The organism is Candidatus Omnitrophota bacterium (assembly GCA_028717245.1).
Classification (GTDB): domain Bacteria; phylum Omnitrophota; class Gorgyraeia; order Gygaellales; family Profunditerraquicolaceae; genus JAGUYA01.
The window spans coordinates 37,294-61,829 of sequence record JAQUOD010000007.1 but is presented as its reverse complement, the minus strand read 5'-3'; the positions used below and the strand labels follow the sequence as shown (position 1 = coordinate 61,829).

31 protein-coding genes and 2 pseudogenes are annotated in these 24,536 nt (G+C 43.3%); 32 read left to right on the top strand and 1 reads right to left on the bottom strand.

The window, feature by feature from the left end; all coding sequences use genetic code 11:
• Positions 1-3 precede the first annotated feature (3 nt).
• The 30 genes and pseudogenes from PHV44_05415 (at position 4) to PHV44_05270 (ending at position 21,074) form a co-directional block, all read left to right on the top strand.
• Positions 4-1,401 (top strand): amidophosphoribosyltransferase, encoded by a 1,398-nt coding sequence (locus PHV44_05415; protein MDD5592712.1) that lies wholly within the window; start codon positions 4-6, stop codon positions 1,399-1,401.
• Entirely contained in the window at positions 1,398-2,408 is a 1,011-nt protein-coding gene (gene purM, locus PHV44_05410; GenBank protein ID MDD5592711.1) for a phosphoribosylformylglycinamidine cyclo-ligase, read from the top strand. Before PHV44_05415 ends, purM begins: the two co-directional genes overlap by 4 nt.
• Before the next feature lie 19 nt (positions 2,409-2,427).
• The gene (locus PHV44_05405) at positions 2,428-3,111 is read left to right on the top strand and encodes a hypothetical protein (GenBank protein ID MDD5592710.1); all 684 of its coding nucleotides are present in this window, start codon (positions 2,428-2,430) and stop codon (positions 3,109-3,111) included.
• A gap of 11 nt (positions 3,112-3,122) precedes the next feature.
• Positions 3,123-4,397, top strand: a complete 1,275-nt coding sequence (gene purD / locus PHV44_05400; protein ID MDD5592709.1) for a phosphoribosylamine--glycine ligase — start codon at positions 3,123-3,125, stop codon at positions 4,395-4,397.
• Positions 4,398-4,447: 50 nt separating this feature from the next.
• Positions 4,448-4,933: a 5-(carboxyamino)imidazole ribonucleotide mutase gene (purE, locus tag PHV44_05395; protein MDD5592708.1), complete on the top strand. Its 486-nt coding sequence runs from the start codon at positions 4,448-4,450 to the stop codon at positions 4,931-4,933.
• Entirely contained in the window at positions 4,930-5,991 is a 1,062-nt protein-coding gene (locus PHV44_05390; GenBank protein ID MDD5592707.1) for an L-threonylcarbamoyladenylate synthase, read from the top strand. Before purE ends, PHV44_05390 begins: the two co-directional genes overlap by 4 nt.
• A complete protein-coding gene (gene rpiB, locus PHV44_05385) occupies positions 5,988-6,449 on the top strand; it encodes a ribose 5-phosphate isomerase B (protein ID MDD5592706.1) in 462 nt (153 codons plus the stop codon). Before PHV44_05390 ends, rpiB begins: the two co-directional genes overlap by 4 nt.
• Positions 6,446-7,690 carry a serine hydroxymethyltransferase gene (locus PHV44_05380; protein MDD5592705.1) on the top strand — a complete coding sequence of 415 codons (1,245 nt, stop codon included), beginning with the start codon at positions 6,446-6,448 and terminating at the stop codon, positions 7,688-7,690. The genes rpiB and PHV44_05380 overlap by 4 nt, the downstream gene beginning before the upstream one ends.
• Positions 7,687-8,157: a cytidine/deoxycytidylate deaminase family protein gene (locus PHV44_05375; protein ID MDD5592704.1), complete on the top strand. Its 471-nt coding sequence runs from the start codon at positions 7,687-7,689 to the stop codon at positions 8,155-8,157. Before PHV44_05380 ends, PHV44_05375 begins: the two co-directional genes overlap by 4 nt.
• A gap of 95 nt (positions 8,158-8,252) precedes the next feature.
• Entirely contained in the window at positions 8,253-8,747 is a 495-nt protein-coding gene (gene nrdR, locus PHV44_05370) for a transcriptional regulator NrdR (GenBank protein MDD5592703.1), read from the top strand.
• An 18-nt stretch (positions 8,748-8,765) separates the two neighbouring features.
• Positions 8,766-9,182 (top strand): bifunctional nuclease family protein, encoded by a 417-nt coding sequence (locus tag PHV44_05365; GenBank protein ID MDD5592702.1) that lies wholly within the window; start codon positions 8,766-8,768, stop codon positions 9,180-9,182.
• Positions 9,183-9,194: 12 nt separating this feature from the next.
• Positions 9,195-10,628, top strand: coding sequence for an HD domain-containing protein (locus PHV44_05360; protein MDD5592701.1), 1,434 nt, complete (start codon positions 9,195-9,197; stop codon positions 10,626-10,628).
• 106 nt (positions 10,629-10,734) lie between these two features.
• Complete coding sequence (locus tag PHV44_05355) at positions 10,735-11,127, top strand: VanZ family protein (GenBank protein ID MDD5592700.1); 393 nt, start codon at positions 10,735-10,737, stop codon at positions 11,125-11,127.
• Positions 11,103-11,492 (top strand): annotated as a pseudogene (locus PHV44_05350) (macro domain-containing protein). Before PHV44_05355 ends, PHV44_05350 begins: the two are co-directional and overlap by 25 nt.
• 171 nt (positions 11,493-11,663) lie before the next feature.
• Positions 11,664-12,050 (top strand): NUDIX hydrolase, encoded by a 387-nt coding sequence (locus tag PHV44_05345; protein MDD5592699.1) that lies wholly within the window; start codon positions 11,664-11,666, stop codon positions 12,048-12,050.
• 113 nt (positions 12,051-12,163) lie between these two features.
• A complete protein-coding gene (locus PHV44_05340; GenBank protein MDD5592698.1) occupies positions 12,164-12,469 on the top strand; it encodes a DUF134 domain-containing protein in 306 nt (101 codons plus the stop codon).
• A complete protein-coding gene (locus PHV44_05335; GenBank protein MDD5592697.1) occupies positions 12,466-13,638 on the top strand; it encodes a permease in 1,173 nt (390 codons plus the stop codon). The genes PHV44_05340 and PHV44_05335 overlap by 4 nt, the downstream gene beginning before the upstream one ends.
• 15 nt (positions 13,639-13,653) lie before the next feature.
• Positions 13,654-14,436, top strand: coding sequence for an arsenite methyltransferase (locus PHV44_05330; GenBank protein MDD5592696.1), 783 nt, complete (start codon positions 13,654-13,656; stop codon positions 14,434-14,436).
• Positions 14,437-14,449: 13 nt separating this feature from the next.
• A complete protein-coding gene (locus tag PHV44_05325; GenBank protein ID MDD5592695.1) occupies positions 14,450-14,920 on the top strand; it encodes a universal stress protein in 471 nt (156 codons plus the stop codon).
• Positions 14,921-14,939: 19 nt separating this feature from the next.
• Positions 14,940-15,176: a thioredoxin family protein gene (locus PHV44_05320; protein MDD5592694.1), complete on the top strand. Its 237-nt coding sequence runs from the start codon at positions 14,940-14,942 to the stop codon at positions 15,174-15,176.
• A gap of 11 nt (positions 15,177-15,187) precedes the next feature.
• Positions 15,188-15,403, top strand: coding sequence for a ferredoxin family protein (locus PHV44_05315; protein MDD5592693.1), 216 nt, complete (start codon positions 15,188-15,190; stop codon positions 15,401-15,403).
• A gap of 1 nt (position 15,404) precedes the next feature.
• On the top strand, positions 15,405-15,764 hold the full coding sequence (locus PHV44_05310) for a heterodisulfide reductase subunit A-like protein (GenBank protein MDD5592692.1): 360 nt from the start codon (positions 15,405-15,407) through the stop codon (positions 15,762-15,764).
• Between the two features lie 19 nt (positions 15,765-15,783).
• Positions 15,784-16,224, top strand: coding sequence for a nitrophenyl compound nitroreductase subunit ArsF family protein (locus PHV44_05305; protein MDD5592691.1), 441 nt, complete (start codon positions 15,784-15,786; stop codon positions 16,222-16,224).
• A complete protein-coding gene (locus PHV44_05300) occupies positions 16,224-16,913 on the top strand; it encodes an aromatic aminobenezylarsenical efflux permease ArsG family transporter (GenBank protein ID MDD5592690.1) in 690 nt (229 codons plus the stop codon). The genes PHV44_05305 and PHV44_05300 overlap by 1 nt, the downstream gene beginning before the upstream one ends.
• Positions 16,914-16,922: 9 nt before the next feature.
• Positions 16,923-17,729, top strand: a complete 807-nt coding sequence (locus PHV44_05295) for a (Fe-S)-binding protein (protein MDD5592689.1) — start codon at positions 16,923-16,925, stop codon at positions 17,727-17,729.
• Positions 17,730-17,739: 10 nt separating this feature from the next.
• Positions 17,740-18,780: pseudogene (arsB, locus tag PHV44_05290) on the top strand (ACR3 family arsenite efflux transporter).
• Between the two features lie 33 nt (positions 18,781-18,813).
• A complete protein-coding gene (locus tag PHV44_05285; protein ID MDD5592688.1) occupies positions 18,814-19,689 on the top strand; it encodes a universal stress protein in 876 nt (291 codons plus the stop codon).
• A 149-nt stretch (positions 19,690-19,838) separates the two neighbouring features.
• Positions 19,839-20,258: a hypothetical protein gene (locus tag PHV44_05280; protein ID MDD5592687.1), complete on the top strand. Its 420-nt coding sequence runs from the start codon at positions 19,839-19,841 to the stop codon at positions 20,256-20,258.
• A 118-nt stretch (positions 20,259-20,376) separates the two neighbouring features.
• Positions 20,377-20,661 (top strand): hypothetical protein, encoded by a 285-nt coding sequence (locus PHV44_05275; GenBank protein ID MDD5592686.1) that lies wholly within the window; start codon positions 20,377-20,379, stop codon positions 20,659-20,661.
• Complete coding sequence (locus tag PHV44_05270) at positions 20,658-21,074, top strand: secondary thiamine-phosphate synthase enzyme YjbQ (protein MDD5592685.1); 417 nt, start codon at positions 20,658-20,660, stop codon at positions 21,072-21,074. The genes PHV44_05275 and PHV44_05270 overlap by 4 nt, the downstream gene beginning before the upstream one ends.
• A gap of 280 nt (positions 21,075-21,354) precedes the next feature.
• Here PHV44_05270 and PHV44_05265 read toward each other — a convergent pair whose 3' ends face one another.
• Positions 21,355-23,232, bottom strand: coding sequence for a DEAD/DEAH box helicase (locus PHV44_05265; GenBank protein ID MDD5592684.1), 1,878 nt, complete (start codon positions 23,230-23,232; stop codon positions 21,355-21,357).
• An 80-nt stretch (positions 23,233-23,312) separates the two neighbouring features.
• Between PHV44_05265 and PHV44_05260 the strand changes: the two genes are divergently transcribed.
• Both PHV44_05260 and PHV44_05255 read left to right on the top strand, forming a co-directional pair.
• Positions 23,313-23,873 carry an N-acetylmuramoyl-L-alanine amidase gene (locus PHV44_05260; GenBank protein MDD5592683.1) on the top strand — a complete coding sequence of 187 codons (561 nt, stop codon included), beginning with the start codon at positions 23,313-23,315 and terminating at the stop codon, positions 23,871-23,873.
• A gap of 302 nt (positions 23,874-24,175) precedes the next feature.
• The gene (locus tag PHV44_05255; protein ID MDD5592682.1) at positions 24,176-24,535 is read left to right on the top strand and encodes a hypothetical protein; all 360 of its coding nucleotides are present in this window, start codon (positions 24,176-24,178) and stop codon (positions 24,533-24,535) included.
• Position 24,536 lies beyond the last annotated feature (1 nt).

The window sequence follows — 24,536 nt, the reverse complement described above, 5'->3', positions numbered from 1 at the left end:
AATATGAGCGGTATTTTTGGCGTGGTCTCCAAGAGTGATTGCCTGGAAGACCTTTTTTATGGCACGGATTACCATTCGCATCTGGGCACGCAATTTGCGGGCCTGGCAGTCTATGGCAGTGAAGGTTTAAGCCGTAAAATTCACGATATTAGAGGAAGCCAGTTCAAGGCAAAGTTTTACGAAGATTACAAGAAGATGCCGGGCAATAAAGGCATAGGCGTAATCAGCGCCAGGGACGAACAGCCCGTATGCGTTAACTCTAAGTTCGGGCCCTTTGCCATTATGACTAACGGCTTTATTGATAATGCCGATGAGTTAGCTAAAGAGCTCTTTAAGGAGGGCAAATCCTTCAGTGAAGTGACCGACGGAAGGATTAATTTAACGGAGCTGGTGGCAAAATTGATCATCCGCGAGAAGACTATCATGAGTGGTATTGAATATATGTTCTCCAAGATTGACGGTTCCTGTTCTTTGCTTTTGTTAAACAAGGAAGGGATTTATGCTGCCAGGGACAGGTATGGTTATACGCCTTTAGCTTTGGGCCAGAGGGGCAAAGACTATGCGGTAACTACGGAGACTACGGCTTTTGGGAATTTAGGATTTAAGACCATAAAATATATCCAGCCGGGAGAGGTTATTTTGTTGGATGAATCCGGTTTAAAATCTAAGCGCAAAGGCGATAACACAAATCAAATCTGTTCCTTTTTATGGATATATACAGGGTTTCCCGGTTCCTCTTATGAGGGTATAACCGTGGAGGTAGTCAGGGAAAGATGTGGTAGGTTCCTGGCCAAGCGCGATAACATTAAGGCAGATATCGTTTCAGGCATCCCGGATTCAGGGACAACACATGCCATCGGTTATGCCATGGAATCCAAGGTCCCTTTTCGCAGGCCGCTGGTAAAATATACGCCGGGATTTGACCGTAGTTACACGCCGGCTTCGCAGGAGAGGCGCGACCTGATTGCCAAGATGAAACTTATCCCTATCCCGGAAATAATCAATGGCAAAAGTATTGTCTGTTGCGACGACTCCATTGTCAGGGGCACGCAACTGAAAAATTATACCATCCAGAAACTCAAGGAATGCGCGGTAAAAGAAATACACCTGAGGATTGCCTGTCCGCCGTTGATGTTTCCCTGTAAATTCAATTATTCTACGCGCAGCATACAGGAACTGGTGGCGCGCCGGGCGATAAAGGCAATAGAAGGCAAAGATATAAAGGACATTAAAGAATACCTGGATGAGAATTCTTCCAAGCATAAGAAGTTGGTAGAGTGGATTACCAAAGATTTGGGCGCAACTACTTTGAAATACCAGAGGCTCAATGATATGATTTCTGCCATAGGCCTGCCTAAAGAAAAGATCTGTTTGTATTGCTGGACCGGGAGGCATCCATGAGGAGCTTGACCTATCAAAAATCAGGCGTAGATATCCAAAAGGCCGATGCCTTCAAGGGCCGGTTGAAAACTTTAGCCAGGAAGTCTTTCCGTAAAGAAGTCCTAAAAGACATCGGCGGTTTCGGTAGTTTTTTCAGGTTCCCCAAAGAAAAATACAAAGACCCGGTCCTGGTCTCTTCTTCTGACGGAGTAGGCACAAAATTAAAGATTGCCATCCTGGCCAATAAACACGATACAATAGGCATTGACGCCGTAGCTATGAACGTCAACGATATATTATGCGTCGGCGCAGAACCTCTGTTTTTCTTAGATTATATTGCTTACAGCAAATTAGAGACAGGTGTGCTCTTTGACGTAGTCAAGGGTATAAATAACGGCTGTATCCAGGCAGGTTGTTCTTTGGTGGGCGGTGAAACTGCCCAGATGCCGGGGATGTATAATGCCGGAGATTATGACGTCGCCGGTTTTTGCGTGGGGGTGGTAGAGAGAGAAAAGATTATTGACGGCTCTAGAATCTCACCCGGGGATAAAGTTATCGGCTTAGAATCCAGCGGCATACACTCTAACGGCTATTCTTTAGTCAGGAAGATCTTTTCTGAAAATAAATTAAAGCGTATGCATAAGGAATTACTGAAACCTACGCGTATTTATGTCAAGCCCATTTTATCGTTGTTACAGGTTACAGGTTACAGGTTACAGGTTACAGGGATAGCGCACATCACCGGCGGCGCTTTTTACAATAAAATTGCCAGAGTTATTCCGGGGGGTGTAGATGTAGTTATAGACAAGGATTCCTGGAGAGCCCTGGAGATTTTCCGGCTAATGCAGAAAAAGGGCAATGTGCCACAAGAGGAAATGTACCGAACTTTTAATATGGGTATTGGCATGGTTTTAATAGTTAAGCCAAAGAGCGTATCCAGGATAAAATCCGCTTTAGAAAAATCCCACCTACGTTCCTGGGTTATTGGGGAGATAATTAAAGGCAGGAGACAGGTAAGAATATTATAGGCTTTTGAGGAGGTAGGGAATGAAAAAAATAATTTGCCGCTGTTTTATCGCCGTGGCATTCTTTCTGGCCGCAGCCGGGGTATCTTCTTTTGCCCAGACAGAGCAGGTAGATCTGAATGCCTTAGGCCAGGAGACTCAGAAGCGCTCAGATAAACCAGGCGAGATGACCTTTATCTGGTGGATCCCTGAAGAATACTGGCAGGCAAGCTTCACCCAGAATCCGAGCATGACCCCTGCCCAGATCGATGATTTTCTTAAAGTCTTTAGGCCATATACGCTGGTAGCGGCAGTTGACGGAAATATGGGTAGCTTCGGGACGGTTACCTATAAAACCGAAGCAGAGATTCGCGGTAATCTAAGTGTTATTGATAGCGCAGGTAATAAATATTTACCTTTAGGCGAAGAAGAGATTAATGCAGATATTAAGGGTTTATTGGCCATGATGAAGCCGGCATGGGCAAATAACTTCGGACCAATCGGTCAGAATATGCATTTTTTTCTCTTTCCTGGTCAGAACAAAGAGGGCCGGAGTATTGCGGATGCCAAAAAAGACGGAATATTCTTAGTAAAATTAGACGAGAGAGAGTTTAGATGGAAATTGCCCCTGGGTTCATTGTTGCCATCTAAGATTTGTCCTACCTGTGGCGAAAAAATAAGCGGCGCTTACAAATTCTGTCCCTGGGACGGAACTAAATTAGAATAATATAACCAGTTATGAGAGTTTTAGTTATTGGTTCAGGCGGCAGGGAACACGCCTTAGTCTGGAAGATTGCTCAGTCCAAGCTGGCAGATAAGATTTTCTGCGCGCCCGGAAACGGCGGTATCGCGAATCTCGCCGAGTGCCTGGAGATTAAAGCAGAAGATACGGCGTCCTTATTGGATTTTGCCAGAAAAGAAAAGATAGGCTTAACCGTCGTCGGTCCGGAGGCGCCTCTGGCCGCCGGGATAGTTGATGAGTTCAGTAATTATAAATTAAAGATATTCGGCCCCCCTAAAGCCGCAGCGCAATTAGAGGCAAGCAAGGTTTTTGCCAAAGAGCTGATGGCTAAATATCATGTTCCTACCGCAGATTTTAAAATTTTCACCGATGCCTCAGAAGCAAAGAAATATATCGAGAAGGTAGGCGGGCCCTGCGTAATAAAAGCAGACGGCCTGGCCCAAGGTAAGGGCGTAGTAGTGGCTAAGACTCCAGATGAAGCAAAGCAGGCAGTATCCTCCATACTGGAAGAAAAGATTTTTGGCCCTGCCGGGAATAAAGTCATCATTGAAGATTGTTTAGAGGGGCAGGAGGCTTCTATCCTGGTGATTACTGATCCCCATAAGGTTATTGCCTTAGCCTCTAGCCAGGACCATAAAAGAATTTTTGATGACGATAAGGGCGCCAATACGGGAGGTATGGGGGCATATTCGCCTGCCCCGGTAGTAACAAAAGAATTATTACTGGAAATTTTAGATAAGATTATCTATAGGACTATAGGCGGTTTAGCCAAAGAAGGCATTATTTATAAAGGCGTTTTGTACGCCGGCGTAATGATTACTAAAGATGGCCCGAAGACCCTGGAGTTTAACGTGCGTTTCGGCGATCCTGAGACAGAGGCGATATTACCCCGGATGCAGTCGGACTTAGTAGAAGTGATGCTGGCTGCCAGCGAGGGAAAATTATCCCGTTTCCAGGGCCTGAAGTGGGATAACCGCGCCTGTGTCTGCGTGGTCTGCGCATCAGGCGGATACCCGGGTAATTATGAAAAAGGAAAAGAGATTTCTGGTTTAGAAGACGCCGCAAAGGTTAAAGACGTAGTCGTATTTCACGCCGGCACGAAGAAGTTGTCAGATAAATATATTACTAACGGAGGAAGGGTGTTAGGGGTAACGGGTTTAGGTAATAATATAAAAGATGCCATTGACAAGACATACCAGGCAGTAGGGAAGATTCATTTTGAGGGGATGCATTATCGTCGCGATATCGGGGGGAAAGCCATTTTAGTTTGAAAGTTTTAATGTTTGAATGTTAAAATGTTAAAATTAGAAATGGAGGCATAATGCGTAAACCGATAAGTATAATCATGGGCAGTCAGTCGGATTTAGAGATAGTAAAAGAGGCGATAGATTTATTAAAGAAATTCAGGGTAAGTTTTGAGGTTAGGGTTCTGTCCGCGCACAGGACGCCCCAAGAATTAGCCCGATACGTAGAAGAAGCGCCTAAAAGAGGCATAAGAGTTTTTATCGCTGCTGCCGGAGGCGCTGCAGCCTTGGCCGGGGTAATCGCGGCTCATACCACTTTACCGGTTATCGGCATACCCATTGAGACAAAGAGCCTCAAGGGCCTGGATTCGTTGTTATCAACGGTGCAGATGCCTTCAGGCATTCCGGTAGCTTCTATGAGTATAGGTAAGGCAGGCGCTAAAAACGCCGCCATATTTGCCTTAGAGATTTTAGGCATTGCCGATAAGAAAATACAGGCAAAACTCATGGTTTACAAAAAAGAAATGCAGTCTAAAATTAAAAGAATAAAACTCAAGATATGAATTCTACCAAGATAGTTAAAGTAGACCCCCTTAATCCCGATGAGAATCATCTCCAGGAAGCAGCCGCTATCCTGGCAAAAGGGGGCTTAGTGGTTATTCCTACTGAAACAGTCTATGGTATTGCCGCGCATATGGCAGATGAGCAGGCAGTAAAGAGGCTCTATGCCATAAAGAAACGCCCGCAGGATAAGCCTTTTTCTCTGCACATAGATAAAAAAGAAAAAATAGAAGAGTTCACCCAGGATGTACCGGCTTTGGCGTATAAACTTATGGCTAAATTTTGGCCGGGGCCATTGACCCTGATTTTAAAAGCTAAGGATAAAGGCACCATCGGCATACGTATGCCTGATGACGCTGTTGCCTTAAAGGTAATCGCCTTATCCGGGGTCCCTGTAGTCTGTCCGTCGGCAAATATCTCCGGGGGAAACGCGCCTATAAATTTTCCGGAGGCGATAAAAGATTTAGATGGCCTGGTGGATTTTGCCATTGACGCAGGCCATACAAGATTGGGCCTGGAGTCATCAGTTGTAGATTTAACCGGCGCTCAGTTACGGATATTAAGGGAGGGGGCAATAAAAAAAGCAGAGATTGAGGCAGCGTTAAAGAAGAAAGTTATCCTTTTTCTCTGCACAGGAAATTCCTGCCGTTCGGTTATGGCCAAAGCCCTCCTTGAGAAGAAGCTTAAAGAACAAAGCCGCCAGGATATAGAAGTTTTATCCGCGGGGATAATGGCAGTAGAAGGTTTAGGCGCCACAGAAGAAGTCCGGGAGTTGATGAAACAGGAGGGCATGGATGTATCCGCGCATCATTCGCAAAGAGTAAATAAAGAGATGCTCGCCAGGGCTGACCTTATCCTGGTTATGGAGAGGCTGCATGAACAGAGAATCCTGGAAATGGCCCCGGAGGCAAAAAATAAACTGTTTTTATTAAAAGAATTTGCTAAAATAAAAGATAATAACTTGGATATTGCTGACCCTATCGGCAGGGCCCCGGAATTTTATGCCGATTCTTTAAGGATAATAAAAGAGGCCGTAGAAAGGGTGAGTAAATTAATATGAAGAAAATAATTATTGGTTCTGACCATGGCGGATTTCGCCTCAAAGAAAAGATAAGGTCTTTTCTTGAGAAGAAGAATTTTCAGGTAAAAGACTTAGGTGCCTATTCAATAGAGCGTTGCGATTATCCTCCGATTGCTTACCGCCTGGCAGAAGAGGTCTCGCACGGAAGGTACAAACAAGGCATCCTGATTTGTAAGACCGGCATCGGTAACTCTATTGTGGCAAACAGGCTTTCCGGAGTGCGCGCTGCCTTATGTTATAATGCCAAGGCCGCCCGCCTCTCCCGCGAACACAATGATAGTAATGTTTTAGTTTTAGGCTCTACTTTCGTAAAGACGGATTCAGCCAAAAGAATCCTTAATGTTTGGCTAAATACTAAATTTTCAGGAGGCAGGCACAAGCGGCGCTTGGACCAGATAAAATTAATGGAAAGGAAACTACGGGGTAATAAAAGATGAGACACATAAAAACTGTTGACCCGGAAATTTACGCTGCCATAAAGAACGAGATTAAGAGACAGGACGATAACCTGGAGTTGATTGCTTCTGAGAATTTTACTTCTCTGGCGGTATTGGAAGCCCAGGGTTCGGTCTTGACTAATAAATACGCCGAAGGTTATCCTCGCGCGCGCTGGTATGGTGGTTGCGAATACGTAGATGATGCAGAACGCCTGGCCATTGAGCGGGCCAAGAAATTATTCGGCGCCGAACACGTCAATGTCCAGCCGCATTCAGGCACGCAGGCGAATATGGCCGTATATTTTGCCGCCCTGGAATTAAAAGATACGGTCCTGGCTATGGATTTAGCCTGCGGAGGGCATTTAAGCCACGGCCACCCGCATAATTTTTCCGGGATGTTTTATAACATAGTGACTTACGGGGTAGATAAGAAAACCGAGATGCTGGATTATGATAACATCCTGTCTCTGGCTAAAAAACATAAGCCCAGAATAATTTTAGCCGGTGCTTCTGCCTATCCCAGAAGAATGGATTTTAAGGCCTTGCGTAAAATTGCGGATAAAGTAGGCGCTTATTTATTTGTGGATATGGCGCACATCGCCGGCTTAGTGGCTGCCGGTGTGCACCCTTCGCCGGTCCCTTACGCGGATTTTGTCACCTCTACTACCCATAAGACTTTACGCGGGCCGCGTGGAGGTTTTATCATCTGTAAAAAAGAATTTGCCAAAAAAATTGATATGGAAGTCTTTCCGGGAATCCAGGGCGGGCCTTTGATGCATGTGATTGCCGCCAAGGCCATTGCCTTTCGCCAGGCCATGACTCCTAAATTCAGGAATTACCAGAGGCAGGTAGTGAAAAACGCCCGGGAACTCGCCAGGGGTTTAACCAGGCGTGGTTTTCGGATTGTCTCCGGAGGCACAGATACGCATTTATTGCTCGTAGATTTAAGCGATAAGGGCATTATCGGCGCGGATGCCTCACGGATATTAGAGCAGGTGAATATCACGGTGAATAAAAATCTTATACCTTTTGACAGGAAGAGCCCGGCAACCACCAGCGGCATACGTTTAGGGACTGCTGCCGTAACCAGCCGGGGCATGAAAGAATCCCATATGCGCCTGATAGCGCGGTTTATCCACGAGGCACTTGAAGCTAGCGATGACCCCGGGAAATTAAAAGCCATAAAAAAAGAAGTCCTAAAACTTACCGGGCGCTTTCCTTTATACCCGGGCCTCTTATGATGAAAAAGAAAAAAAAGATACATACACGGCCTAGTTGGGATGAATATTTCTTAGAGGTAGCGCAACTGGTCTCTAAGAGGGCAACCTGCCTGCGGCGTTATGTAGGAGCGGTCCTGGTCAGGGATAAAAAAATACTGGCTACCGGATATAACGGCGCTCCGTCGGGATTAGGGCACTGTTTGGATATCGGCTGCCTGCGCGATAAATTAAAAATTCCGTCGGGAGAACGCCACGAACTCTGCCGCGGGCTGCATGCGGAGCAAAATGTCTTGCTCCAGGCAGCATTATACGGGGTAGGCACAAAAGGCAGCACCCTTTATATCACCAACCAACCCTGTATCATCTGCGCCAAGATGCTCATTAATGCCGGGATCAAAGAGATTGTCATCTCTGGGGATTATCCGGATAAATTAGCCAAGCAGTTCCTAAAAGAGGCGAAGATAAAGGTAAGAAGAATTAAGAAATAAAAAAGATTATTGCGTTATAGGGTTATAGCGTTATAGCGTTTGAGCGCAATAACGCAAGTAACGCAAAAACGCAATAACGGATTATCTAAAACTAAATGAAATGTCCCTATTGCGGCTATAAAGAAGATAAGGTTGTAGATTCGCGCTCTACCGCAGAGGAATCCGCTGTCCGGCGCAGGCGAGAATGTTTAAAATGCGGCAAGCGGTTTACTACTTACGAATACATTGAAGAGGTTTCCTTATTAGTGATAAAAAAAGACGGCCGGCGAGAGCCCTTTGACCGCAAAAAGCTTTTATCAGGAGTGGCCAAGGCCTGCGAGAAGAGGCCGATTAGCACCGAGAAGATGGAAGAGATTGTGACACTGGTGGAGCGGGCGCTGCAGAAGAAATCCGACCGCGAAGCGCCTTCTTCTAAGATAGGTGAACTGGTTATGGAAAAATTAAAGTCTTTAGACGACGTGGCTTATGTGCGGTTTGCCTCGGTATACAGGCAGTTTAAGGATGTCGGGCAGTTTATGGTAGAGTTAAAAGATATCTTAGGCAAAGAGAAGCGCCCGGCGCAGAAATCCGGCGGCCGTTTGGCTAAATAATATAAGAGGTAATAATCGATGGTTGAGATGGAGTTAAACAAAATCGTGATTGATGAGAAGAGGCATGACCAGCTCATCGTTTTAAAGGAGAAGGCAGGAAACAGGATTCTGCCTATCGTTATCGGGCTGCATGAGGCCTCGGCGATAAAATTGAAGATCAGTGGTTTTGTGCCGCCACGCCCCTTAACCCACGACTTGCTGCATACTATGATTGAAAACCTGGAAGCGAATATTGAAAAGGTTATTATCGATAAACTGGAAGAAAATACCTTTCATGCTAAACTCGTAATCAAGACGCGTTCCGGAGAAACTAAGGTCATTGATGCCCGGCCTTCAGACAGCATTGCCTTGGCAGTCAGGGCGCACGCGCCGATATTCGTCGAGGACGATATCATTAAACAGTCAGAGGTCTTTAACAAAAAACCGATAGAATAAATACCTTTCTCTATGGAATTCCCACCTGCCGTAAGCAATCTGCTAAAAATAATTTTAAAGTTATCTCAAACTAAAAAGATAAAACTCTATTTGGTAGGAGGATATCTGCGTGATGCGCTCCTTCAGAGAGAAAAAGACAACCCGGATATTGACTTCTGCCTTAAAAAAGGCGCGATAAATTTTGCCAGGAACCTTGCCAGAGAAATCCGGGCGGGTTTTGTGGTTTTGGATAAGGAGCATGGCTGCGCGCGTCTAGTAAAGAAAATAAAGGATAAAACCTATACCCTGGATTTTACGGATTTTCGCGGAAAGACCCTGGAGGATGACCTTAAACACCGCGATTTTACCATTAATGCCCTGGCTGTGGAATTGGGAGAGTCTTTGCGGGATAATAGATTAGAGGAGCTGCTCATTGATCCTTACCAGGGCAGGGAAGATTTAAAAGCCAGGATAATCCGGTTGGTGAATGAGAAAGCATTTGATGAAGATCCTCTACGCTTATTACGCGCCTTTAGTTTGGCAGCTACTTTAGGTTTCAAAATAGATAAAGACACGCTAAGGGGCGTAAAATTAAAGGCCAGGCGTTTATCAGGCGTTTCTTTTGAACGCATACGCGATGAATTATATAAAATCCTGGAGAGGCCGGATTCTTTCATTTATATTTTGCAGTTGGATAAATTAAAACTCCTGAGAATCATTATCCCTGAAATTGAAGTGATGCGTAAGTTAAGGCAGGGGCCGTATCATCATTTGGATGTCTGGGGGCACACCTTAGAGACGTTGAGGCAGCTTGAGCTTTTAATTACGGAATTAAAAAATAACCGCCAGGTGCAGGATTATCTGGATGAATTTATTTCGGTTAACCGCCGCAGGCGCACGATTATTAAATTAGGCGCGCTCCTGCATGATACAGGAAAACCCGCTGCCTTGCGCCGCGAAGACGGCAAGACCAAGTTTCACGGCCACGAGAGGATAGGCAGGGATATTACCAGGGCAGTTGCCCAGCGCCTGAAACTTTCTAATGATGAATTGAGTTCCTTGGAAAAGATGGTCCTTTGGCATTTAAGGCCGGGTTATCTTGCGGATAACCAGAGTTTAACTAGCCGTGCCATATTCCGCTATTTTCGCGATACGGGTAATGAGGCAGCAAGCATCCTTTTAATCTCTCTGGCTGACCAGCGTTCAACAAGAGGGCCGTTAACTTCCAGGAAATCGCGCCTGCAGCATGAAAAAGTCGCCTTAGATTTACTTAAGGAATATTTTAAAAGAAAAAAAGAGAAGAAACCCGCGCGCCTCGTTAGCGGCGATGACCTGATCAGGAATTTTAAACTGGAGCCTTCGCCTTTAATTGGGAAGATCCTGCGCGAGATCGAGGAATTGCAGGCAATCGGTAAAATAAAGACTAAAAAGGAAGCCCTAAAATTAGCCAGAAAATTTATTAAATAATGATATTTAGCGGGTCCTGTCACACGGGGCGCCTCTCGCCAAATTTGGCTCGAGGCATCCTTAGTGCCACCCGCTAAATATAATATTATCTATAAAATATTAATTTATGAAATTTATTAAGTTATGGTTACCGGTTTTTTTCTGGTGCGCGGCCATCTTCTTTCTTTCCAGTATCCCGCAATTAAGCACGGGCTGGGGGATTTGGGATTTGTTTTTCAGGAAGCTCGCGCATATGAGCGAATATTTTATTCTGGTTTTTCTCTTATACCGCGCGTTTAAAGGGACTTTTCGCCTTTCTTTCTGGAGTTTATTTTTCTGGCCTTTTAGTTTAACGTTTTTATATGCCGTTTCGGATGAAATACATCAACTCTTTGTTTTCGGCAGGTCCGGTAATATTCCGGACGTCATCATTGATACCTTGGGGATAATCGGGTTTTATCTTTTCCTTAAATATAAAAATAAACGGGGTGGAGAATGTTTATTAAAGATACAGAAATAAAAATTATCCAGGGTGATATTACCGCGTTAAAGGTTGATGCCATAGTGAATGCCGCTAATAATAAACTGGTGATGGGCGGGGGTGTTGCCGGCGCCATCAAACAGAAGGGCGGTAAAGCAATTGAAGATGAGGCAGTAAAAAAAGGGCCGATAAAAATAGGCGAGGCAATTTTTACTTCTGCGGGTAACTTATCCGCTAAATATGTAATTCACGCTGCCACCATGGGTATGGATTTCAAAACCGATGAAATAAAAATCCGGGAATCCTGTAAAAACGCGCTGCGGGCAGCCAGGGATTTAAAAATAAGATCTGTTGCCTTTCCGGCCTTAGGCTGCGGAGTGGGGGGTTTTTCTTTATTAGCGGCTGCCAAAATAATGTCCCAGGAGGTGTTCAGGCATTTGAGGGAAGACGGGCCCAGCCTCAAGGAAATTATATTTTGTCTTTACGATAAAGAAGCATTTGATATTTTTCATAAAGGCGTGACAAGCTATCTGGAATATATTACCCAGAAGTTACAGAGCGGACCCTTTACTACCGTGGATGCCATAATTGAAATTGACGAGGACATAGTAATCATAGAGAGGAGTAATCCTCCTTTTGGCTGGGCTATCCCCGGAGGATTTGTGGATTACGGGGAGAGTTTAGAAGAGGCAGTAACCAGAGAAGCAAAGGAAGAGACCGGCTTGGATTTAGAAGGTTTAAAACAATTCCATACTTATTCTAAGGCTGAGCGCGACCCGCGCTTTCACACCATAGGCACGGTATTTATCGCAAAAGGCAAGGGTAAACCTAAGGCTGGAGACGACGCAGCAGCATTAAAAGTAGTAAAAATAGATGAAATTGAAAAGTTGAGTTTCGTTTTTGACCATAAGGAAATCCTGCAGGACTATTTGAAATACAAAAAAGGCCAGGATCCTTTCTAGCCCTCTATTTAAAACCCGCATTACAAATTTAATTCCAATAATTCTTTATTGACAAAATAGCTTATTATGGTAAAATTGTTATGAACATGTGTTCATAACTAAAGGAGTATATTTTGCGGCCTAAAAAGACGAGATGGATAAAGTGTATGCCTGGCGAGCGGTGTTTTAAGCCGCGTTGCAGGCCTTTAAATAAATTAGAGGGCGTATATTTAACCCTTGATGAATTTGAAGCGATAAGGCTTGGGTGCTTAGAGGGCTTAAAACAAATTGATGCTGCGAAGAAGATGAAGATCTCGCGCCCGACATTCTCGCGTATTATAACATCAGCTCACAGGAAAATCGCCGATGGCCTGGTTAATATTAAGGCCATTCGTATCGAAGGCGGTTGTTGCAAAGTTGTAGGTAGGAGAAAAAAATGAAAGAATGGAAGAAATTCTTATATATTACCGCTATATTTCTGGCATGTTTTTACCTGCCCATAGAGAACGTGCGTTTTAGTAATGCGATATTTGAAGCATTGGCATTGGTGAAATGGTATGCCAGAGAACACGTGCTTCTTTGTCTTATTCCGGCATTTTTTATCGCAGGGGCCATTTCAGTATTTGTCAGTCAGGCGTCTGTCTTGAAGTACTTCGGCACAAAAGCAAATAAATTCCTCTCCTATAGCGTTGCTTCTGTTTCAGGAACAATCTTAGCAGTATGTTCTTGCACGGTCCTGCCGCTTTTTGCCGGTATTTATAAAAGAGGAGCCGGGCTTGGTTCTGCTATTGCATTCCTTTATTCCGGACCGGCTATAAACGTTCTCGCGATTATCTTGACTGCGCGTATCCTCGGATGGCAGCTTGGATTAGCTAGGGCAATAGGCGCGGTGGCATTTAGTGTAATTATTGGTTTATTAATGCACCTGATATTCTTAAAAGAAGAAAGAGCGCGCCATGCAAACGGCGATTTTAATACAGGTGAAATAAAAGAGGCTCGTTCTTTAGGTAAAACGGTTCTTTATTTTGCTTCGATGGTTACGTTCCTCGTATTTGCTAACTGGGGGAAGCCTCTTGAGGGTAATAATGGGATATGGTCATTAATTTACCAGTACAAATGGTGGATTGCCGGTTTTTCGCTTGTGAGCTTAGCCGTTATGTTTATTAAATGGTTCAAAAAAGAAGAATTAAAAGAGTGGACTGGAGCGACGTGGGGTTTTGCTTTACAAATCCTTCCTTTATTATTAGGCGGAGTGCTTATTTCCGGTTTTCTGCTTGGGCGGGTAGGTCACGAAGGTGTCATTCCCTCACGTTATGTAATGGCGCTCGTAGGTGGTAATTCTCTTTGGGCAAATTTTTTCTCGTCAATCGTCGCAGCATTCATGTATTTTGCTACGCTTACTGAGGTGCCAATACTGCAGGGTTTGATGAATGCGGGTATGGGCAAGGGGCCGGCCTTAGCGCTACTTTTAGCAGGCCCGACCTTAAGCCTACCGAGTATGCTTGTTCTTCGCAGCATAATGGGTATAAAAAAGACGGCTGTTTATGTAAGTTTAGTGGTGATTATGGCTACAATAACCGGAATGGTTTTTGGTTTTATCGTTAAATAACTATTGAGGCGGTCTATGAAAAACAAATCGAATGAGATAAAAAAAATTGTAAAAGAAGGATACGCTAAAGTTGCGACACAAGGTGTTTCGTGTTGTCCAAACAGCTCTTGCTGTGGAAATACCGGTTCGTCCAAGGTTATAAGTAAAAGCGTAGGTTATAGCGATGAAGAAATAAATATTGTCCCCGAAGGCGCTAATCTCGGATTAGGTTGCGGCAATCCGGTGGCTGTCATCTCGCTTCAAGAAGGCGATGTTGTGCTTGACTTAGGTAGCGGTGCCGGGTTTGATGTTTTTCTTGCCTCGTCTCGCGTCGGAAATACAGGCAAAGTTATTGGCGTTGATATGACCCCTGAAATGATAGAAAAGGCTAACGCAAATGCCAGGAAAGGCAACTATAAAAACGTTGAATTCAGGCTTGGCGAGATTGAAAAATTGCCAGTCGAGGATAATTCTATCGATGTGATTATTTCCAACTGCGTGATTAATTTATCTCTGGATAAACAAAGTGTCTTTAAGGAAGCCTTTAGGGTTTTAAGGCCTGGAGGAAGACTGATGGTTTCAGATTTGGCGCTTGCTAAAGATCTGCCTAAAGAGATTAAGGATTCAGTTGAGGCGTATGTAGGCTGTCTTGCCGGAGCGATCAAGAAGGATAAATATTTAAATCTAATAACAATGGCAGGTTTTCGGGATGTTGAGGTGATTAACGAATCGAGCTATCCGGTGGATGCCATGTTTGATAATCTTAAGGCCGCTCAAGATGTGGTAGTAAGCATAAAAGTTTCGGCTGTAAAAAAATAAAAGGAGGAGCCAAATGCAGTTTAAGAAGATATTAGTGCCGATTGATTTTTCGCATTTTTCAAGAAAGGCATTGGCTGAAGCGGTAAAGTTAGCCGAATGCTGTGGCGGAAAGATTTTTCTCCTTCACGTGGAAGAAGACCTATTCCATATGGAGCAAATCCATAAAGTCCACCCTCCATTGGAAGGCATTTGCAATAAAATCCATAAAGATTTTATAGTTGAAAACAGAAAAAGGCTTGAAGAGTTTAAATCCTATATCCCAAAACACCTTTATGTCGGTGGCCTGATAAAGGAAGGCCATCCTTTTGTGGAGATTGTGAAGTTTGCTAGGAGTAGATGTATGGACCTGATTGTTATGTCAAGCCGGGGTAGAAGCGACATAAAACACGCGCTCTTGGGCTCTACAGCAGAAAAGGTAGCACGAAAAGCTTCGTGCGCTGTTTTGATCATTAAAGATAAAGGATGTAAAGTAGTGGCGCTTTAACGTTAAACGGAGGAGCAAGGTGAAGATTGAAATTCTAGGCATGGGTTGCCCAAAATGCAAGAAACTCTACGAAAACGCTCAAGTTGCAATAAAGGAGCTGAATGCGCAGGCAGAGGTGGTTAAAGTGGAAGATATACAGAAAATCATTGGTTACGGTATTATGACAACGCCTGCGATTGCGATAGACGGCGAGGTGAAGGCTGCGGGCAGAATCCCTACGCCGGATGAAATAAAAAAATGGATCTTGGCAAAGTAAAGGAACGATAAATGGCTAAGAACTGGTATCCTATAATAGATTATACTAAATGCGCCGGATGTATGCAATGTTATAATTTTTGCCCGCACGGAGTATTCGAAATAGGGCCTGATGGAAAGTCTAAAGTTTCGCATCCGGAAAACTGTGTAGAATTCTGTAAAGGGTGCGGCAAAATCTGCGATCAGAAGGCAATAAAATTTTTCGGCGATAGAAAAGGAGGCAAATAGCATGGCTAAAAAAGGTTTAATTCTTTGTATCTGCCAAGGCACCTGCCCATCGTTTAAGAAAATGGATACTATAGAAGTTCTAAATGCTATCCGTAGGGAGAAAATTGTAGATTTTGTTTCTTTGCACCCCCAGCTTTGCGCGGATGACGGCGACCAATATCTTAAAATTTTACTTGATAATAAGGATATAGATAAACTGTATGTCGCGGCATGCGACCCTTTAATGCAGCAGAAGATGTTCAGGGATGCCTTTGAGGCAGTGGGTTTTGATAAAACAAAGCATATCCCACTAGATATCAGAAATAAAACCACGGAAGAGGCGGTTTCAGCCATAAAAGAAATAATCAAAAATAATCCGTAATAAGTTAAAAGGAGTTGACATGCGAAGCAAGCTTCTCTTTATGATACTTTCCTTTTTGTTCTTTTTTGCCGTTATCTTTACGCTTAAATGTTTTTCCGAAGAAGCCGCTACTTTTGTGCCGAAGAATTATGTTATGGCCTATTATTTCCACGGTACATTCCGTTGCCCGACTTGTCACAAATTAGAACAATACTCAAAGGAGGCAATAGAGGCTAACTTCAAGGATGAGCTTACATCCGGAAAGATAGTGTTTAAAACAGTTAATGTTGACGAAAAATCCAACGAGCATTTTGTTAACGATTATCAACTTTACACCAAATCGCTGATGATTTCCCTCGTAAGGGGTGGTAAGGAAGAAAAATTTAAGAATCTTACAAAGATATGGGGATATGCCGGTAATAAGCAGAGATTTTACAATTATGTCCGGGATGAAATAGCTGCATTTTTAAAGGAGCTTTAATGGACAGTATATTTGTCGGGTTAATATCAGCGCTTTGGCTGGGCATATTAACTTCTATCAGCCCTTGCCCTCTTGCTACAAATATCGCTGCTATTTCTTTCCTATCTAAGAAAATCATTCATCCCAAAGCAGTATTAATATCGGGGTTCTCTTATACAATTGGCAGGATGCTCTCGTATGCTACGTTAGGTTTTGTCACTATAAGTTCTATTCTTAGCGTACCGGTGATGGCAAATTTCTTGCAGAAATACATGAATAAGGCATTCGGCCCGATTCTGATTTTTACAGGGTTGTTTTTATTAGACATGATCAAATTCAATATCCCCAGTTTCTCGCTTTCTGAAAAACATCAAAATAGGCTTGCCCAAGCAGGAGCGGGTGGGGCATTTGCTTTAGGCCTGATTTTTGCCCTGGTTTTTTGTCCAATCTCTACGGCCCTCTTTTTCGGCAGCCTCATACCGCTTGCGCTTAAATCTCAATTAGGAACAACGCTTCCGTTTATTTACGGCCTTGGAACGGGTTTACCGGTTTTGTTATTTGCCTTTGTGATTACGCTTGGGGTAACATCACTTAAGCCTTGGTTTAACCGAATGACAAAGCTGGAATATTACATGCGAAAGATCACCGGTATCGTATTTATACTTGTTGGCCTGTATTATGCAAGGGTATATTTGCTAAAGATATTTTAGGGATTAAAATTGGAAATAGATAGAGATAAAAATTACGAAATAATAGTTTTACCTAATCAAGACGTAGGGCTAAAGGCTCAACAGATTTTGGTTACAAGACAAGTAGGCTTTAAACACATATCTACTTTAGCAGTTGTTGTCCCGGAGGGAAGGCGCCAAGAAGTCTGCCGCCTTCTAATAGATGAAGGTGTTATTATTAGCGGTTATTATAAATTTTTGTACCGTGATTATGAAGAAGATTTTTTTAGGAAAGCGCAAGGCTATAAACCCTCTGCCGTAGAAGAAGAGTTCTTAAAATCGATTACCCTTTGTTATGTTGCTCCTTGTATTGCAGATGAAACAAAAATTCGCCTCATTGCTTATTTTTACTATGATATCTCAGAAATCTTACCCTATCTTAATGCAATAATAAAAGGCGCTTCTTACAACAAGAATCTTCCTGTATTGACCTATACTAAAGGCCGCAGGATGATTAATCTTTATAATATTAAGGTAGCGATTGCCAAGGCAGACGACATTATTGATACTTGGAATATCTTAAATGAAATTAAAGAATTGGTAAATAAAACCTTCCGGGATAAGGATAAGATAAAACCTAATTATGAAGAGAAAGTTAAAGTAACCGCTCTGCAGATATACGGCTGGCTTCCCAAAACCAATTGTAAGGCCTGCGGTGAAGCAACCTGCCTTGCATTTGCGGTGAGACTCCTTCAAGGGGAACAGAAACTAGATAATTGTATACCATTGTCGCACGAGCAGGAATTCTCTGAAAACAGAAAAATTATGAACGAGATTGCAGGGGCTTTGGGAATTTAAGGAGGTCCTTATGTCGGCAAATAGCGTTAGTGTAAAGTTGCCTATTTTTGAACGTTATCTTTCTATATGGGTAATTTTGTGTATTATTTGCGGTATTCTTTTCGGTAAAGTATTTCCGCAAGCAGTAGATTTTTTGAATCGGATTGAGGTAGCTAAAGTTAACATACCGGTTGCTATTCTTATCTGGTTAATGATCTATCCTATGATGGTGCAGATTGATTTTTCAAGTATTGTCAAAGTCGGTAAAAAACCAAAAGGATTGGCAATAACTTTGGTGGTTAATTGGATTATAAAACCATTTACCATGGCTGTATTTGCCGTGGTCTTTTTGAAATATTTATTTTCCGCATTTATAAATCCTGTATTGGCTAAGGAATATATAGCCGGGGCAATCCTCTTGGGCGCCGCTCCCTGTACGGCAATGGTTTTTGTCTGGAGTTATTTGACTAAAGGAAACCCTGCCCATACGCTGGTTCAAGTTGCTGTTAATGACCTTGTAATTTTAATAGCTTTTGTCCCTATCGTTAAATTTCTGCTGGGGGTAAACCAAATAACGGTGCCTTATGATACCCTAATATATTCTACCATTCTTTTTGTTGTCGTGCCTTTAGCGAGTGGTTATATTTCCAGGCAGCAGCTTATAAAGCATAAAGGTGTTGCCTGGTTCGAAAATGTATTCTTGAAGATATTAAAACCAGTCACGATTTTAGGGCTCCTTTTGACTTTGATCTTGCTCTTTGCGTTTCAGGGCAAGATTATAATCGAAAACCCGTTACACATTTTTTTAATCGCCATTCCTCTTACTATCCAGACATATTTTATTTTTGCCGTCGGTTATTTCTGGGCAAGGAAGTGGCGAGTGGAGCATTCAATTGCTTCTCCGGCAGCGCTTATTGGCGCAAGCAACTTTTTTGAGCTGGCAGTAGCAGTTGCTATTTCTCTTTTCGGTTTAAAGAGCGGTGCGGCCTTGGCTACTGTAGTAGGGGTTTTAACAGAGGTGCCCATAATGCTTAGCTTGGTCAAATTTTCCAATAGGACCCGTCTTTGGTTCGCCGCAGGAGAAAGAATACACCCGGAGGTGACAATGATAAAAGGAAGAAAACTCCTTTGGAAAAAAACACTTATTGCTACTGATTTATCCGAAGCCTCTAACGAAGTTGTGGAGTGCGTTGCAAAGGAAGGGAAAGATTTTACGAAAACAGCGAAATTAGTGCACGTTATCTCTGTAGAAACTGCCGGGGGCATTGAGGATGTGATTGAAAAAGCGCATAAGCCGGTTATTGAAGAACAGGTTGAAAGGTTAAAAGTCACAGGGATAGATGCATCTTATGAGTTTTTGTATGGTATCCCTTTTATGGAAATAAACCGCCTTATCGCCGAAGAAAATTATCAATTATTAGTCTTGGGTTCGCATAGTAAAAGTTTAGGCAAAGAAATGCTCTTGGGTAGCGTTTCGGACAGCATCATAAGGAACCTTACCGTACCCGCCCTCCTTATTAAATGTAAAGGAGAAAAACATACGGTTTGCCCTCTCGTATTCTCCGGGAATATACTTTTCCCTACGGATTTTTCAGAAAACGCAAAAGCCGCCTTTGCTACTCTAGGAAACGTTGTTAGTAACTACAATCCTATAGTTACCCTATACCATATCCAGGACAAAAACATTTTATTCCCGCATCTTAGCCACAAATTAGAGGAATTTAATCGCATAGATACCGGGAGGCTAAATACGTTAAAAGAATCTTTGTTGAACGCGGGGGCAAAAAATGTAATTACAAAACTTGAAACGGGCCACACTAAGCAATTGATTATCAATGAAATTAACAGTAAGGATTATAATTTGGTTATTATGGGTACGCAGGGACGAGGTTGGATTGAAGAAGTATTCATTGGAGGCGTAGCGCACGCTGTAATCAGAAAGTCCAATACCTCGCTGTTATTGGCCCCTTTCAGAAAATAAGAGCTTCGTTTATCCGGAAATTCCGCCAGAAACCAAATGGCATAGGCAGGGTACACTCTGCTAAAATAGACTAAAAACCTACTAGTTATAAACTTCATTGACAAAACATTATTTAGCGCTAAAATAAAACCTACAATAAAGGAGGAGCAATGATGAAGAGCAAGGGAATTATGTTTATGGTTTTAGGTTTAGCAGTAGCCGTACTTCTTTTTAACGGATGTGAAGCGGGAAAGGTAAAGCAGCTTCAGAGTGAAGTCAGCCAGTTGAATCAGGTAATCCAGCAGAAAGACACCCAGATAAAGACGCTTACTGATCAGTTGGATGTTAAAGAAAAGGAACTGTCCGGCACTAAAGAAGAATTGGCTAATGTTAAGAAAGAACTGGATGCGGTAAAACAGAGTATTAGCGTTTCAGTTGTGACACCAGCTTCTGAACCCGCACCAGCTCAAGCGCCGGCACCAGCACCTGAATCAGCGCCGGTTTCGGAACAAGCCCCGGCATCAACTCCTACGCCAGCGCCGGAATTGCCTCAAACACCCACAACAGAACCTGCACCTGTAAACCCTTAAGCATAAGAAGTAATTGGTTTAAAGCCACAATAAGGCGCCGGAAATCGGCGCCTTATTTGTTTGACAAATGCTCACTTAGCGTTACAATAAACCTGTACAATATGAGGAGCATAATCAGATGAACAATAAGAAAACCGTAGCAAGAGAAGGGTTAATTTTATTGGGAATCGTAATCACAGGACTAGCTGTATATTTTATAGCCAGGCATTTCAATAATGTTTATCTCATCCAGCACCAGGAAGCCAAATTCAAAGTCATGCAAAATATGCAATATTCCCTCCTGGGTTATACTCCATATATCAGGATGATGTCTTTTGGCTTAAACATAGCTATATTTGGTTATCCTGTTATTGCCTTTATTCGTTTTGTCCTTTGGGCGATCAGGGCGTTGAAAGAAAAATGAAGTCTCATACTCAATATTTATGGTTTAATACAAAAAACCGGCAGGAATTTATAAACATAACCCCGCAGGTGGCAGAAGCAGTTAAGGAAGGCGCAGTTAAGGAAGGGCTTTGCCTTGTTAATGCCATGCATATAACCAGTTCTGTTTTTATCAATGATGACGAGTCAGGCCTGCATAGCGATTTCAGCAGCTGGTTGGAAAAGCTCGCGCCATACGGTAAAGATAAATATAAGCACAACTTTTCTGGTGAGGATAACGGGGATGCCCACCTGAAAAGAACAATAATGGGCAGAGAAGTTACCGTGGCAATTACCAATAGCAAGCTTGACTTTGGCCCGTGGGAACAGATATTTTACGGCGAATTCGACGGCCAGCGCAAAAAGCGGGTCTTAATAAAGATAATAGGCGATTAGGACGCGTTTCTTTCCTGATAAAACGTCGTGTTTCCCTATTTTACTAATTTGTAATCCCAAGCTGAATTCTGCTTGGGATTTTTTATTTTTTAGCGGGTGACGAGGCGGGCTTTGAACAGCACGTTGAAAATTTGAGCGGGCAAGGTTCGCTTCGTCCTGCTCGGCAGGACCCGCTACCTCGTTGCGAGAACAAGCCAAGACAGGACCCGCTAAAAAATTAGGGATAGTCCCTGTTGGTTTCTAATTAGGTTTGATATCTGCGGGGACAGTCCCTGTTGGTTTAACCTTCGCGCAGCTGCTTTTCCGCATCTACGATATCGCGGTTAATCACGCGGACGGTTTCTTTGATTTTTTCTTTGAGGACATAAGAGGCAACCGGCGCGTCGGAAACTTCCCTTAAAATCTGGATAGCCATGCGGAAGTAACGCACGACCTCGCCTTCGTCGGTATCCGTGAATTGCAGGGTTTTATCGAAGTTTGTCCCGCGCAGCCACCCTTCAATACCGCCGCTTAAATTAAAGGTAGGCTGTTTACTGAAAGGATAAATCCGGTATTTTAATTCCTTGGCTTTTATCTTTTCGTATATCTCTTCGCAGACCCGCTTTATTTTGCGCGCGGCCTTAGAGAGGTGCGGCATATGTTGGTTCTTTCTGGGCTCAAAGACCGCCGCTACTGCCAGAATCCCCAGGCCGAATTCATCCAGCTGCTCTAAGATATTCTGCGCATAGAGTTCAGAGAGGATTAATTCATAACCATAGACGGTTTTGGCGAATTGGCCTTTCTGGGTCAAGGCGTTGTTTTCTATGTAACCCAGCTCCTTGAGTAGTTTTAATTTTGCCTCAATTAAACGCAGCGCTTCTTTCTGCTCGTATTTCTTGGACTGAAAATAATGCAGGGAGAGAGGATAAATTTTATAAAGGCCTTCTTGATGTTTCTCGTACAGGTTTAAGATTGTGGCATAAGAGGTGTTGAACTGGCTCTTTACTTCCTCTGATTTTCCGTAGATGATGCGTTTTACTTCCTCCATATTTATCCGCGCCGGATTGACCCGGCAGTAAACAAAGCCCTCTTTATCTATTCCGCGCCGGCCGGCACGCCCGGCCATCTGATAGAAGTCGCGCGTTTTTAAGGTGCGCATATAACGGCCGTAGAATTTCCTTAAGTCATCAAAGACGACCGTTCGGCTGGGCATATTAATACCCAAGGCAAAGGTTTCGGTGGTGAAGATAACTTTTAAGAGCCGGCTGGTAAATAATCTTTCCACTACTTCTTTTAAGGTGGGCAGCATTCCGGCATGATGATAAGCAACGCCTTTTTGGATCAGGGAATATAATTCCTGCGCGGATTTTTCGTGTTTTAAGTCAAAGCGTTCGCAGAGGGAATCATACAAAGATAAAATCTCCTGCCTCTGCTTAACATTCAGGAAATCGTAACTATATAGTTCCTGTGCCAGTTCTTCGGCCCTTCTTCTTCCGAAAACAAAATAGATGCAGGCCAGGCCTTCTTTCTGGCGGATGTAGTTAATCAGCGCGGCCATTTTATTCGGCCGGCCGGGCCCCAATTTTTTTAAGGCATTGATATTATCTACGATTTCGTTCTGGCACTGAAAGAAGAAATGTAATGGCACAGGCCTCTTTTCTTCGATGACTTTCTCGACGGGCTTATTGTGTATGGATTCAATCCAAGCAGCCAACTGATTGATATTGGGTATGGTGGCAGAGAGGCAGAGTATCTTCATGTGGGCAGGTAAAAGCATCAGGGATTCTTCCCAGACCGTGCCGCGTTCGGGGTTATCCAGGTAATGCACTTCGTCAAAGATAACCCAGGAATAGCGCTTCAGGCTCTCTGGTTCATCCAGGATTTTATTGCGGAATATTTCCGTAGTCATGATGAGCACCGGCGCGCCCGCGTTTAAGGATACGTCTCCGGTTAAGATGCCGATATCATCCCCGAATTGGCTTTCAAAATCGCGGAATTTCTGGTTGGAGAGGGCTTTGATGGGAGCGGTATAGATGACCCCGACTTTACAGTGGATGCATTCGGAAATTACATGTTCTGCTATGGCGGTCTTGCCGGCGCCTGTGGGGGCTGAGACGATTACGGAGTGGCCCTGGTTGATATAGTCAATCGCTTCTTGCTGGAAACGGTCGTAAAGCATAGCCTTATTATAATCTAAAATATTGATTGGTAAAGAAAAAAAAGGAAAAGGAGGGGGAATTGTAAAATAAAAAGGTACTAATGCAGAAAGCCCTGGGAGTCAAAAATAAGCTATTAAACGCCCCGGTTAAAGACCGCAATTCTTTTAACGGAATTCTGCGGTTTTTTTATGCTTCCGAAAGGTTGCATAAGCTCCCAGGCGCCGGGGTTATTTTATTTATCTTATTTATGATTTCGGCAATAGCATGCGCGGAGGAGATGGATTTAACCAGGGCAGTTATCCATCATTCAGCAAGTCCGGACGTATCCGCGAAAACTATCGATAAATGGCACAAGGAAAGAGGTTGGAGCGGAATCGGATACCATTTTGTAATCAGGGTGGACGGCAAAATCGAAAAGGGAAGGCCACTCTCTAAAAAAGGCGCGCATGCAAAGGGCAGGAATCATTACATAGGTATCTGCTTAACCGGATACGATACCTTTACCCCCACCCAAACAAAGAGCCTGGTTTTTTTGTTAAATAATTTGGGTGTTAAAGAAATATTCCCCCATCATGAAAAGTGCCCGGGCAAAGGGCTTAATTTGCAATATGTAAAAAATTCTATTCATCTTAAAGCTACATTGTTTGCCCGGAAACGATAGGAGGGGAGAAAAATGTCCACTTATTATCAGCGCCGATTAAGAGATAATATTTTCAACGCAATAGTCATATTGATTTGTTTTGCGGTTTCCAGCATTATTATTTTAATTGCTCTTTTAAATAAAAGATAGGAGAGAAGGGCAGCGACGCGCCTATCCAAGAAAAACGAGTTCTTGGAAGAGTTTTACCCTCTTATCGGCGCATCGTTTACGGGGGTGGGCTTGACTCCCACCCTTGCCCTATAACATATTATAATCCTATTTCAATAAAGAAAAAGACAAACTAATAAATTTATGGTGAAGAGTTGCTGACGAAAGACGCAGTATACCAATACCTAAGGTCCCATTGTTATGGCCGCAGTTCCGCAAAAAGGGCAATAGACCTCGCCGTTATATTCGATTTAAATATCCGAGAAGTAAACGAAATGGTGCGCCTGTTGCGCAAGGAAGGCTATTTTATAGGGTCCTCTAAGGAACCCCCTTGCGGGTATTATATACCTTCTACCGAACAAGAAGCCAACGAATGCCTGGATACTTTCAGGGGTGAATTATTTGACATGCTGCATACCTACAATATCCAAAAACGCGCCATAAAAAAGATAAGGGATCAGGTAAACCAACCGGAATTCCTAGTCCAGTCTTCCGGCCAGCTGGTAATATTTTAGG

Excerpts from the sequence above, each read along its gene's own strand:
- PHV44_05355 (MDD5592700.1), top strand. The coding sequence starts at position 10,735 with ATGAAATTTATTAAGTTATGGTTACCGGTTTTTTTCTGGTGCGCGGCC.
- PHV44_05310 (MDD5592692.1), top strand. The coding sequence starts at position 15,405 with ATGGCTAAAAAAGGTTTAATTCTTTGTATCTGCCAAGGCACCTGCCCA.
- rpiB (MDD5592706.1), top strand. The coding sequence starts at position 5,988 with ATGAAGAAAATAATTATTGGTTCTGACCATGGCGGATTTCGCCTCAAA.
- PHV44_05380 (MDD5592705.1), top strand. The coding sequence starts at position 6,446 with ATGAGACACATAAAAACTGTTGACCCGGAAATTTACGCTGCCATAAAG.
- PHV44_05405 (MDD5592710.1), top strand. The coding sequence starts at position 2,428 with ATGAAAAAAATAATTTGCCGCTGTTTTATCGCCGTGGCATTCTTTCTG.
- purM (MDD5592711.1), top strand. The coding sequence starts at position 1,398 with ATGAGGAGCTTGACCTATCAAAAATCAGGCGTAGATATCCAAAAGGCC.
- PHV44_05365 (MDD5592702.1), top strand. The coding sequence starts at position 8,766 with ATGGTTGAGATGGAGTTAAACAAAATCGTGATTGATGAGAAGAGGCAT.
- PHV44_05315 (MDD5592693.1), top strand. The coding sequence starts at position 15,188 with ATGGCTAAGAACTGGTATCCTATAATAGATTATACTAAATGCGCCGGA.
- PHV44_05300 (MDD5592690.1), top strand. The coding sequence starts at position 16,224 with ATGGACAGTATATTTGTCGGGTTAATATCAGCGCTTTGGCTGGGCATA.
- PHV44_05285 (MDD5592688.1), top strand. The coding sequence starts at position 18,814 with ATGATAAAAGGAAGAAAACTCCTTTGGAAAAAAACACTTATTGCTACT.
- purD (MDD5592709.1), top strand. The coding sequence starts at position 3,123 with ATGAGAGTTTTAGTTATTGGTTCAGGCGGCAGGGAACACGCCTTAGTC.
- purE (MDD5592708.1), top strand. The coding sequence starts at position 4,448 with ATGCGTAAACCGATAAGTATAATCATGGGCAGTCAGTCGGATTTAGAG.
- PHV44_05390 (MDD5592707.1), top strand. The coding sequence starts at position 4,930 with ATGAATTCTACCAAGATAGTTAAAGTAGACCCCCTTAATCCCGATGAG.
- PHV44_05335 (MDD5592697.1), top strand. The coding sequence starts at position 12,466 with ATGAAAGAATGGAAGAAATTCTTATATATTACCGCTATATTTCTGGCA.
- PHV44_05305 (MDD5592691.1), top strand. The coding sequence starts at position 15,784 with ATGCGAAGCAAGCTTCTCTTTATGATACTTTCCTTTTTGTTCTTTTTT.
- PHV44_05360 (MDD5592701.1), top strand. The coding sequence starts at position 9,195 with ATGGAATTCCCACCTGCCGTAAGCAATCTGCTAAAAATAATTTTAAAG.
- PHV44_05375 (MDD5592704.1), top strand. The coding sequence starts at position 7,687 with ATGATGAAAAAGAAAAAAAAGATACATACACGGCCTAGTTGGGATGAA.
- PHV44_05260 (MDD5592683.1), top strand. The coding sequence starts at position 23,313 with ATGCAGAAAGCCCTGGGAGTCAAAAATAAGCTATTAAACGCCCCGGTT.
- nrdR (MDD5592703.1), top strand. The coding sequence starts at position 8,253 with ATGAAATGTCCCTATTGCGGCTATAAAGAAGATAAGGTTGTAGATTCG.
- PHV44_05270 (MDD5592685.1), top strand. The coding sequence starts at position 20,658 with ATGAAGTCTCATACTCAATATTTATGGTTTAATACAAAAAACCGGCAG.
- PHV44_05415 (MDD5592712.1), top strand. The coding sequence starts at position 4 with ATGAGCGGTATTTTTGGCGTGGTCTCCAAGAGTGATTGCCTGGAAGAC.
- PHV44_05275 (MDD5592686.1), top strand. The coding sequence starts at position 20,377 with ATGAACAATAAGAAAACCGTAGCAAGAGAAGGGTTAATTTTATTGGGA.
- PHV44_05325 (MDD5592695.1), top strand. The coding sequence starts at position 14,450 with ATGCAGTTTAAGAAGATATTAGTGCCGATTGATTTTTCGCATTTTTCA.
- PHV44_05265 (MDD5592684.1), bottom strand. The coding sequence starts at position 23,232 with ATGCTTTACGACCGTTTCCAGCAAGAAGCGATTGACTATATCAACCAG.
- PHV44_05280 (MDD5592687.1), top strand. The coding sequence starts at position 19,839 with ATGATGAAGAGCAAGGGAATTATGTTTATGGTTTTAGGTTTAGCAGTA.
- PHV44_05330 (MDD5592696.1), top strand. The coding sequence starts at position 13,654 with ATGAAAAACAAATCGAATGAGATAAAAAAAATTGTAAAAGAAGGATAC.